Annotated in this window: 10 protein-coding genes and 1 other RNA gene; 6 read left to right on the plus strand and 5 right to left on the minus strand. The window is 63.1% G+C overall.

Annotated elements, in window-relative coordinates; genetic code table 11:
* The first annotated feature begins 117 nt into the window (after window positions 1–117).
* Window positions 118–942, plus strand: a complete 825-nt coding sequence (locus tag J0I64_RS05490) for a helix-turn-helix transcriptional regulator (RefSeq protein WP_291406604.1) — start codon at window positions 118–120, stop codon at window positions 940–942.
* Window positions 943–994: 52 nt separating this feature from the next.
* On the opposite strand, the gene J0I64_RS05495 is transcribed toward J0I64_RS05490, so the two are convergent.
* Window positions 995–2,341: an MATE family efflux transporter gene (locus J0I64_RS05495; protein WP_291406605.1), complete on the minus strand. Its 1,347-nt coding sequence runs from the start codon at window positions 2,339–2,341 to the stop codon at window positions 995–997.
* 216 nt (window positions 2,342–2,557) lie between these two features.
* Entirely contained in the window at window positions 2,558–3,016 is a 459-nt protein-coding gene (locus tag J0I64_RS05500) for an Lrp/AsnC family transcriptional regulator (protein WP_291406606.1), read from the minus strand.
* A 96-nt stretch (window positions 3,017–3,112) separates the two neighbouring features.
* On the opposite strand from J0I64_RS05500, the gene J0I64_RS05505 reads away from it, so the two are divergent.
* The 5 genes from J0I64_RS05505 (at window position 3,113) to recR (ending at window position 6,861) form a co-directional block, all read left to right on the plus strand.
* Window positions 3,113–3,727 (plus strand): LysE family translocator, encoded by a 615-nt coding sequence (locus J0I64_RS05505; RefSeq protein ID WP_291406607.1) that lies wholly within the window; start codon window positions 3,113–3,115, stop codon window positions 3,725–3,727.
* An 88-nt stretch (window positions 3,728–3,815) separates the two neighbouring features.
* An RNA gene (gene ffs / locus J0I64_RS05510) (signal recognition particle sRNA small type) lies at window positions 3,816–3,911 on the plus strand.
* Between the two features lie 135 nt (window positions 3,912–4,046).
* Window positions 4,047–5,831 carry a DNA polymerase III subunit gamma/tau gene (locus tag J0I64_RS05515; protein WP_291406608.1) on the plus strand — a complete coding sequence of 595 codons (1,785 nt, stop codon included), beginning with the start codon at window positions 4,047–4,049 and terminating at the stop codon, window positions 5,829–5,831.
* Window positions 5,828–6,151, plus strand: a complete 324-nt coding sequence (locus tag J0I64_RS05520) for a YbaB/EbfC family nucleoid-associated protein (protein ID WP_291406609.1) — start codon at window positions 5,828–5,830, stop codon at window positions 6,149–6,151. The genes J0I64_RS05515 and J0I64_RS05520 overlap by 4 nt, the downstream gene beginning before the upstream one ends.
* Window positions 6,152–6,267: 116 nt before the next feature.
* Window positions 6,268–6,861 carry a recombination mediator RecR gene (gene recR / locus J0I64_RS05525; RefSeq protein ID WP_291406610.1) on the plus strand — a complete coding sequence of 198 codons (594 nt, stop codon included), beginning with the start codon at window positions 6,268–6,270 and terminating at the stop codon, window positions 6,859–6,861.
* A 106-nt stretch (window positions 6,862–6,967) separates the two neighbouring features.
* Here the strand turns inward: recR and J0I64_RS05530 are convergent, their stop codons facing one another.
* The 3 genes from J0I64_RS05530 to J0I64_RS05540 form a co-directional block, all read right to left on the minus strand.
* Window positions 6,968–8,377, minus strand: a complete 1,410-nt coding sequence (locus J0I64_RS05530; protein WP_291406611.1) for a HAMP domain-containing sensor histidine kinase — start codon at window positions 8,375–8,377, stop codon at window positions 6,968–6,970.
* 1 nt (window position 8,378) lies between these two features.
* On the minus strand, window positions 8,379–9,050 hold the full coding sequence (locus J0I64_RS05535; protein ID WP_291406612.1) for a response regulator transcription factor: 672 nt from the start codon (window positions 9,048–9,050) through the stop codon (window positions 8,379–8,381).
* A gap of 103 nt (window positions 9,051–9,153) precedes the next feature.
* Window positions 9,154–9,886 (minus strand): PDZ domain-containing protein (locus J0I64_RS05540; RefSeq protein WP_291406613.1); only part of this gene is annotated, 733 nt, incomplete at its 5' end.

Below are 9,886 nucleotides of genomic sequence, written 5' to 3' on the forward strand. Positions count from 1 at the left end.
GTGGCACCGGTGAGAAAGATCTGCATGTGGAAAATACTCCATTGGTCTTTCTCCGATCTGCGCCTATTCTTTATCCGGTTAAAGTAGTGACATTATCCTGGTATAATGAGTAACAGCATGGTGGCTGCGGCCGGCTCCAATAATATGCTTGGTGCCTATCTGCGTGATCGGCGGGAGCGGCTCGACGCGGTCGCCTTGGGGTTCTCCGGCAACAGGCGACGCACGCCGGGCCTTCGCCGTGAAGAGTTGGCGCAGCGGGCCATTATCAGCCCGACCTGGTATATCTTGCTCGAGCAGGGACGCGGAGGAGCGCCTTCGGCCGATGTGCTCGATCGGATCGCCAATGGCCTGATGCTGACCGAAGTGGAGCGTGAGCACCTGTTCATGCTTGGACTCGGCCGTCCGCCGGAAGTTCGCTACCGCGCCGTGGAGGGCGTCACGCCGCGATTGCAGCGTCTGCTGGATGCGTTCGAGATCAGCCCGGCAATCATCAAAACCGCGACTTGGGACGTCGTCGCCTGGAATCGGGCGGCCGCTCTTATCCTGACGGACTATGGGGCGTTGCCGGTCGCGGAGCGCAATATCCTGAAGCTGATATTCGGACGGCCGGAGATCCGCTCGGCCCAGCTTGATTGGGATCGTATGGCGCGGTTCGTTGTCGCCGCGTTTCGCGCGGACGCGGCGCGGGCCGGCGCCTCGGCCGAAATTGGCCAATTGGTCGGCGAACTGAGCGCCGCCAGTCCCGAATTCGCGGCCATGTGGAGCGACAATGACGTCCGCAATCACGGCGAGGGGACCAAGCGCCTCGATCACGCCATTCTGGGGCCGATCGAACTCGAATATTCCGGGTTCTCGGTGGATGGCCGCCCTGATCTCGGCTTGATCGTCTACAACCCTGCCGGCCCCGACGACGCTGAACGCCTGCGATCCCTGCTGCGCTGACCGCCGGCTTGCCCGGGCACCGGCCTGAAATGGCCGGCGCCCGAACGATGTCTTAGCGACTGCGCCGCCAAACCAGGATCGCCAAGGCGAGCATCAACATGTCCGCCACTGGCGCCGCGATCCAGACACCCGTCTCACCCCAGAACAGGGGTAGAAGCAGCGTCAGGGGGATGGCGAACAGATAGGTCCGGCCAAGCGACAGGATCGCGGACTGGCGGACCTGTCCTATTGCCTGCACATAGCTCGCAGCCATCATGACGGGGCCGAAAGCGAAGTAGCCGGCAACGTAGATCGGCACGATTCCGGCGACGGTCTGCGCCACGCCTGGGTCGTTGACGAAGAGGCCGCCGAGGCCATCGCGCGCCAGGGTCAGGGTCAACTGAACCAGAACGCCATAGACCACGCTGACGCCCAACGCCAGGCGCAGGGTATCCCTTGCCCGCTGGGCCTGGCCCGCACCGATGGTGTTGCCGACGATGGCCTGAAGCGCAAGGCTCATCCCCATCAGCGGCAGGAAGGCGAAGGTCATGACGCGCATGACCACGCCATAGGCCGTCACCACGGTTTCCCTATCACCCAGCGCAAGCTGGTGCAGCGAGAACAGAACCGCAGCCGAACCCAGGGAAAGGCCGATGAAGCTCAGGCTTCGCGGCAGGCCCAGGGCCAGCATTTCGTTCCAGCTCCGGTCGATGCGGACACCGACCATGGGCAGCACTGCCTTGCCGGCCATGCGGTAGCCGACGATCAGCAGCAGAGCCAGCACCTGCGCCAGCGCCGTACCAAAGGCCGATCCCGCCACCCCAAACTGGAAGTAGCCGATCAGCAGCGCATTGAGGGCGATATTGCCCAGCGTCAACAGAACGCCGGCAATCGCCATGAAGGCCACGCGCCCCTCGGTGCGCAACGCGTCCGATTGAACCGTCAGCAGGAACATGATCGGGGCCGAGCCGAACGAAATGGCCAGGAACTGCCAACCCAGGTCGCCCAGGTGCTGATTGTTCCCCGCCATCCAGGCGACGACCGCCCCGCCTCCGAGGAAGAACAGGACAATCGCCACGATGCCGAGCGCGATCGCCAGTCCCTGCGCCGAAGCGAAGACACCACGGGCCTCGTCCATCGCCCCGGCGCCGAGGCGCCGGCCAAGAATACTGGCCATGCCGGAGCCGACAATGGTCGATGCCGCAACCAGCAGCATGGAAAAGGGGAAGACCAGCGTCACCGCCGCCAGGGCTTCGGGGCCCACAAAGGCTCCCAACAGCATCGCGTCAGCAACGGTCAGCATCCCGTTGACCATGGTCACAAGGATGATGGGCAGGCTGGTTCGAATAAAAACGGAAGAAATCGATCCGCGCAGGAACGAATTGGCCGGCATGGCGGCCGAGGTACTTTGTTCACTCATCTCAACATTCCAGATGGGCACGTCGGATTGTCTGAGTGGGCGCTTGCATTGCCACCGCACCAACTGCCCAAGGGGGACATTGCGATCAGCATCAACTGAGCGGGAGTTCACCAATGACACAAGTCATGCAAGCGGCAGGCCTCCCGGGGCCGGGCCGGGCTTATAGGGCCAACCGCCCCCTTGGTCAAGTCTTGCGGTCGGTCCTCTCGGACCCGCTCATCCCGCCAGCGGCAGCGGCCGGCTCTGTACCACGGTCTTCATGACCAGCGTCGAGTTGAGGCGAAGAATGGAAGGGAGGGCGGACAGGCGGCTGTCATAGAGTTGCTGAAAGGCCGGCAGGTCCCTCGCTACGACATGCAGCATGTAGTCGGTGTCGCCGAACAGGCGCTGCGCCTGAACGACTTCATCAATGGCCGCAATGGCTTCCTCGAGAGCCTCAACCGCTTCGCGGTTCACCTCGCGCAGCGTCACAAAGACGATGGCTGCAAAGTCGAGACCTACCCGCGACGGGTCGAGATGCGCCCGATACCCCTGGATCACGCCCGCATGTTCGAGCGCGCGCACCCGGCGATGGCAGGGCGAGAGACTGAGGCCAACGCGTTCTGCCAGCACCGTCAGCGAAATTCGTCCGTCTGCCTGTAACTGAGCAAGAATCTTTCGATCAAAATCGTCCAAGGTCGAATTTCTCCCGCACTGAGTCCTTGCTCCGCAAAATATGGGAAGCTCATTTCGATCTCCAGACGATATTTTCCCGCGCCATGGAGAAAGTGAATGGAAGCTAGCGCGCTCATCACCTTTTGGTCGATTTCTTTGCTGTTCGTCGTGACGCCGGGGGCGGACTGGGCCTATGCGATCAGTGCCGGATTGAAGGACAATGCGGCCGTGCCCGCCGTCAGTGGCTTGCTGGCCGGACATCTTGTAGCAACCCTGGTGGTTGCCGCTGGCGTCGGCGTTCTGATTGTCGGCATTCCACACGCCCTGACAGTTCTGACGATCATCGGGGCCCTCTACCTCATGTGGCTCGGCATCGGCATGGTGATGCACCCGGCCCAAGTGGCGGCCGGAGATGATTCTGCGCAAAACTCCTGGCAGAGCTGGGCAGCGCGGGGATTTGGCGTCAGTGGCCTTAACCCCAAGGTATTTCTGCTCTTTCTCGCCGTCTTGCCGCAGTTTTCCAATCTCAACGCCGCCTGGCCAGTTTCCGTGCAACTGGCGCTGCTGGGTCTGCTGCATGTGGTCAATTGCGCGGTGGTCTATGCAGCGGTCGCAGGTGGCGCAAATCTGGTGTTGCGGTCGCGCCCAAATGCGGCGCGGGTTGTCGGGCGTGTCTCCGGCATCATCATGTTACTGGTCAGCCTGGTGCTCATCTTCGAACAGTTCAGGTGATCGGTGCGAAGGGGGCGAGCTGCCGCCCTCGTGCATGAAGCGCAGCACCCCCTTGCACTTCGATCGATAAATCCGCATATAGCCCATCGGGAGGTTGGCGCGGACGTGTTCCTCGCCAACCGGGTCAGGTCCGGAAGGAAGCAGCCCCAACGAGATCCTCACGGGTCGATGCCAGCCTCCTACTTCCCATTTTTTGTGAAGACGGCTCAAAAAAGCGGGCAAGACTGGCAAACAGCCATACGCTTCCCCACCTGATGCCCTATGATCCTTTTCATGATTGACGGCAGATTCCCTCAAACGCGACGATTGGACGGGCTCGATGGCTGACGCTCAGACCACGCCCTACCTGGTATTGGCGCGCAAGTATCGCCCGCGCGACTTCTCGACGCTCGTCGGGCAGGACGCCATGGTGCAGACGCTGGGCAATGCCTTTGCGCAGAACCGCATCCATCACGCCTTCATCATGACCGGCGTGCGCGGCGTGGGCAAAACCACGACGGCGCGCATTCTGGCCCGCGCCTTCAACTATGAAGACGAAAACGGCCGCCGCCCGACGCTCGATCTCGAGACCGAAGGCATGCATTGCCGCGCCATTATCGAAGGTCGCCATGTCGATGTCATCGAAATGGACGCCGCCAGCAATACCGGTATCGGTGATATCCGCGAGATCATCGACTCGGTGAAGTACGGCCCGGCCTCGGCGCCCTACAAGGTTTACGTCATCGACGAAGTTCACATGCTCTCGACGGCAGCCTTCAACGGCCTCCTGAAGACGCTCGAAGAGCCGCCGCCCTATGTGAAATTCATCTTCGCGACGACCGAAATCCGCAAGGTGCCGGTGACGATCCTGTCACGCTGCCAGCGGTTCGATCTCCGGCGCATCCCGGCCGATATCATGACGGCCTATCTCGAAAAGATCCTCGGCCAGGAGGGCATCGGTTTTGAGCCCGACGCCCTTGCCATGATCGTGCGTGCCGGCGAAGGCTCGGCGCGCGACAGTCTCTCGCTGCTCGACCAGGCCATCGCCCATGGCGGCGGCTCGGTTTCCGCCGCGACGGTCAAAACCATGCTCGGCCTCGGCGATCGCGCCCGCGTCATCGATTTGTTCGAAGACGTCATGGGTGGCCGGGTCGCCGAAGCGCTGACGGCCCTGCGCGAACTCTACGATCTTGGCGCCGATCCGCAGACCATGCTGGCGGACCTGGCCGAATTCACCCATCTGGTGACGCGTATCAAGGTCGTGCCTGCCGCGGCTGACGATGCGTCGCTGACGCCCGATGAAAAGAGCCGCGGCCGCGATCTGGCCCAGCGCCTGCCCATGCGCGCGCTGACCCGCGCCTGGCAAATCCTGTTCAAGGGCAATGAAGAAACCGGCCGCGCCGGCAATGCGCTGCAGGCGGCGGAAATGACGCTGATCCGGCTCGCCTATGCCGCCGATCTGCCGAGCCCCGACGAGGTCATTTCAAAGCTCTCGGGCCAGGTGCTCGCCAATGCGCCCATGTCGCCGCCCGCGCCGCGCGGCCTGCCGCCCAATGGTGGTGGCGGAGGCGGAGGAGGCGGTGGTGCCACGGCGCTGCGCGTCGAGACGCCGATGGCCGTCGTCGCCCAGGCCGACCCGGTGCCCGTCACCCGGCCGCAGGCCATCGCCTCGGCGCAGCCACAGGCTGTCGCCCAGCCGGCGTTGGCGACCGTTGCGACCTACAAGGATCTCATCGCGCTCGCCACGGCCAAGCGCGACGTGCTGGTCAAGCTCGCCCTCGAATCCCAGATGCGCCCGGTTTCCTTCGAACAGGGCCGTATCGAAGTGGCGCTCGCCGATGGCGCCGACCCCGGCATGATCGCGACGCTGGCGGCGCGCCTCCAGACCTGGACCGGCCAGCGCTGGCTGGTCATGGTCTCGACCAAGCCGCCGGAAGGCATGACCATCCGGCAGGAGCGCGAACAGCGCAAGGAACAGGCAACCGCCGCGGCTCACGAAGACCCGTTGGTAAAGGCCATTCTTGAAACCTTTCCGGGGGCCAAGCTCGTTAACGTCTCGGTCAAGGACGAAGAAGCCGCCGCAACCGAAATCGCCCCCGCACCAATTGAAGAGGACGACGAATGAAAGACATCATGGGCATGATGAAGGCCGCCAGCGAAATGAAGGGCAAGATGGAGGCCATGCAGGCCGAGCTTGCCGACATGATCGTTGAGGGCCATTCCGGCGGTGGTCTCGTCACCGTCGCGCTCTCTGGCAAGGGCGACCTGCGCGGTCTCAAGATCGATCCCTCGCTTGCCAATCCGGCCGAAATCGAAGTGCTCGAAGACCTGATCGTTGCCGCGTTCAACGATGCCAAGGGCAAGAGCGAAGAGCAGGTGCAGCGCAAGATGAGCGAAGTCACCGCTGGCTTGCCGATCCCGCCGGGCATGAAGTTTCCGTTCTGATATTTCTCGCGCGGTGTCATTCCCGCGCAAGCGGGAACCCCTGTTACGAAACGGAGGTCCTGCTTTCGCGGGGATGACACAGTGGTCGGGGCAACACCGAGCTAAGTCGCAAAAGAATGCCATCTGGCGGACTTGAAATCGAGCAATTGATCCAGCTTCTGGCCCGCCTGCCGGGCTTGGGGCCGCGTTCGGCGCGGCGGGCTGTGCTGCATATGATCAAGAAAAAGGAGCAGCTCATGCTGCCCCTTTCCGCTGCGCTCGATCGTGCTGTCATGGCGGTAAAAACCTGCGAAATCTGCGGCAATATCGATACGGTCAGCCCCTGTTCGATCTGTTCCGATCCGCGCCGCGGCGATAGCGGTATTCTCATCGTCGTCGAGGACGTGTCCGACCTCTGGGCCATGGAACGCGCGGCGCCGGGCCAGGTGCGCTACCACGTGCTCGGCGGTGTGCTCTCGCCACTCGATGGCGTCGGCCCCGACGATCTCAATCTCGACATGCTGATTTCCCGCGCGCCGGACTGTTCCGAAATCGTGCTGGCCATGAATGCCACGGTCGATGGCCAGACCACGGCGCACTACATCACCGACCGCCTCGGCCCCGGCATCAAGGTGACAAGGCTCGCCCACGGCGTGCCGATCGGCGGAGAACTGGACTATCTCGACGAGGGCACGCTCAGCCAGGCCCTCAAGGCCAGAACGCAGATTTAGGTTTTTGGTACAGGCTGCCTGGAGCCGCCGGCCACGGCCGCCCCAACGCACTCTCTACCCGCTTTCGCGGGACTGATGTGGTGCGTGTGAGTGTCCGGCCCGCCCCCTACTGTGGCAGTTCCAGCACCGCCCTTACGCCCGGGCTATTGTCTTCGATCCTGAACCGCCCGCCATGCAGCCGCGCCACGGCATTGACCAGCGCCAGCCCCAGGCCCGAACCCTGTTCCGACCGGCTCTTTTCGAGCCGCACGAAACGCTCCAGCACGCGGATGCGATCGGCCTCGGGAATGCCCGGCCCATTGTCGGCCACCGTGATCACCACATTGGCGTCAATCTTTTCGAGCCCGATCGAGATCCGGCCCGTGCTGCCATCCTCGGGCTTGGCATATTTCATGGCGTTTTCGAGCAGGTTCACCATGGCCTGGCCGATCAGCTCGCGATTGGCCCGCAGCAATACGCCCTCGGCGATATCGGTCGAAACCTCGATGCCTTCGTCTTCCGCCACCGGCGTATAGAGTTCGGCCACATCGGCGACGATCGGGCTGATCTCGATCTCGGTCAGCGCTCCCGAAGGCGCGCCGGCCTCGACACGGGCGATCATCAGCAGCGCATTAAACGTCTGGATCAGCTTGTCGCTTTCCTCGATCACCGTCTCGAGCGCCCGCTCGCGTGTTTGCGGGCTTGCGGTGTCGCGCAGCGCGCCTTCAGCCTGGTTGCGCAGCCGGGTCAGCGGCGTCTTGAGGTCATGCGCCACATTGTCGGTGACTTCCTTGAGCCCTTGCAGCAACTGCTCGATGCGGTCGAGCATGGCGTTGAGATTGCGCGCCAACCCGTCGAATTCGTCATTGCGCTTGGTGATCGGCACGCGCTCGGAAAGATTGCCCGACATGATTTTCGTCGAGGTATCGCGAATGGTGTCGATGCGCTTGAGCACCCGCCGCGCCGTCACCCCGCCGGCAACCACCGAGAAGAGAATGATGCCGACGACCCCAACGAGAAAACTCTGAAGGATAATCGCCGAATAACCGCGCCGCTCGACCACGTCGCGCCCCACCACCAGCCGCATGCCATTGGCAAGTTCCACCGAGCGCACCACGGCAACCCCGGACCGTTTCCGCCGGTCGGGCAGGTTGCCGACGTCTTCGCCCAGCGGGTCGGGCCGGTCATAGTCGAAGCTATAGACGCCCGGATCGATCAGCACATCGGGCGGCACGTCAGTCATGTTGCCGAGGAGGTATTGCCCCGAAGCATCGCCGAGAAAATAAACGCCAGGGCCGGGCTGGCCCGAAAGCCGGTTGAGCGCAAAGGCGAGGGCGCGAATGCCCTGCGTCGCTTCGATGCGCTGGAACAGGCGCACTTCGCTGTCGATATCGTCGGCCTGCTGGCGCTGAATCTGCACGCTCGACTGCCAGCCGATAAAGGCCATGAGCAGGATGGCGAAGACGACGAAGATGGCGATGAAGGTCGCGGTGAGGCGGACAGTGGATGTCCGCCAGACCTGGGCAAAACGGCTCACTTTATTCCCGGATCATGTAGCCCGCGCCGCGCACGGTATGGAGCAGGGGCGTATCGTGCCCCTTGTCGATCTTCGAGCGCAGCCGCGACATATGCACGTCGATGACATTGGTCTGGGGGTCGAAGTGATAGTCCCAAACATTTTCGAGGAGCATGGTGCGGGTCACGACCTTGCCCGCATGCTTCATCAGATATTCGAGCAGGCGGAATTCGCGCGGCTGCAGCAGTATGGCCTCGCCATCGCGCTCCACCTTGCGGCTTAGCCGATCGAGCGAGAGCCCGCCCACGCTATAATTGGTCGCCGCCTCTGCCGGGCTCGACCGGCGCGCCAGAACCTCGATGCGCGCCAGGAGTTCGGTGAAGGCATAGGGTTTGGTGAGATAATCGTCGCCGCCGGCCCGAAGGCCAGTTACGCGGTCATCGACTTCGCCAAGGGCGGAAAGAATGAGAACGGGCGTCTTGTCGCCCTCGGCCCTGAGGCTTTCGATGATGGAGAGGCCATCGCGGCGGGGGAGCATGCGATCAACGATCAGGACTTCATAGTCCATGCCGGAAGCCATCGCGTAGCCGGTTTCGCCATCGCTTGCATGGTGCGTGATGTGGCCGGCTTCATCCAGTGCCTGGATAAGATAGCTGGCAGCTTCCCGGTCATCTTCGATCAACAAAATCTTCACGCCGACGCTCCGCTCACTGGATTGGCTCCGGAGGAGGGAACCCCGGAGCCAGTCGCCGCGCCGCTCGGTCCTAAGGGGCCAGGCGGCGCGACCTTGGAAGGCCTTAGCCCTGTTCGTTGATGGGCAGGCCGATGAAGCGAGCATCCCCGTTCCGGGCCACCTTCACAAGGGCAGTGTCGAGACCCTTTGCATGGACGCCAGCAAGGGCATCGTCATAGTCGGCAACCGAGGTGAGGGCCTTGTTGTCGACTTCGAGCAATACATCGCCGACGGCAAGACCACGCTGGGCGGCAATGCTATCCGCTGCGACGTCCTGGATCAGCAGGCCGCCCGAGCCGTCACCATTGGGAACCAGGGTCATGCCCAGGCTCGTCGTGCTGTCCGGAACGGTAGCCGGCGGGGTCGGGGTGTCCTGGTTCTGCGCGACTTGTTCCTTGAGCTCGGTCAACTTCACGCTGAGCTTGGTTTCCGCGCCGTTGCGCCAGATGGTCAGTTCCACGGTCGAGCCGGGGGCCTTGTTGGCAATGGTGCGGCTGAGATCAAGCGCGTCAGAGACCTGGTGGTCATCGACCGCGGTGATGATGTCGCCCGACTTGATGCCGGCAGCCCCGGCAGGGCCATCGCCGGCTGGTTCACGAACGATGGCACCGCGAGCATTGGCAAGGCCAACGCTGCTGGCGATGTCCTTGGTCACGTCCTGGATGGAGACGCCGAGATAGCCACGGGTCACCGTACCGGTCTTGATCAGCTGGTCGGCGATCTGCTTGACCGTATGGGCGGGAATGGCAAAGGCGATGCCGACATTGCCGCCGTTGGGCGAGTAGATCGCGGTGTTG

Source organism: Devosia sp. (assembly GCF_017307565.1).
GTDB lineage: Bacteria > Pseudomonadota > Alphaproteobacteria > Rhizobiales > Devosiaceae > Devosia.

Coding starts and splice junctions, on each gene's coding strand:
- J0I64_RS05490 (WP_291406604.1), top strand. CDS start 118: ATGGTGGCTGCGGCCGGCTCCAATAATATGCTTGGTGCCTATCTGCGT.
- J0I64_RS05495 (WP_291406605.1), bottom strand. CDS start 2,341: ATGAGTGAACAAAGTACCTCGGCCGCCATGCCGGCCAATTCGTTCCTG.
- J0I64_RS05505 (WP_291406607.1), top strand. CDS start 3,113: ATGGAAGCTAGCGCGCTCATCACCTTTTGGTCGATTTCTTTGCTGTTC.
- J0I64_RS05515 (WP_291406608.1), top strand. CDS start 4,047: ATGGCTGACGCTCAGACCACGCCCTACCTGGTATTGGCGCGCAAGTAT.
- J0I64_RS05520 (WP_291406609.1), top strand. CDS start 5,828: ATGAAAGACATCATGGGCATGATGAAGGCCGCCAGCGAAATGAAGGGC.
- recR (WP_291406610.1), top strand. CDS start 6,268: ATGCCATCTGGCGGACTTGAAATCGAGCAATTGATCCAGCTTCTGGCC.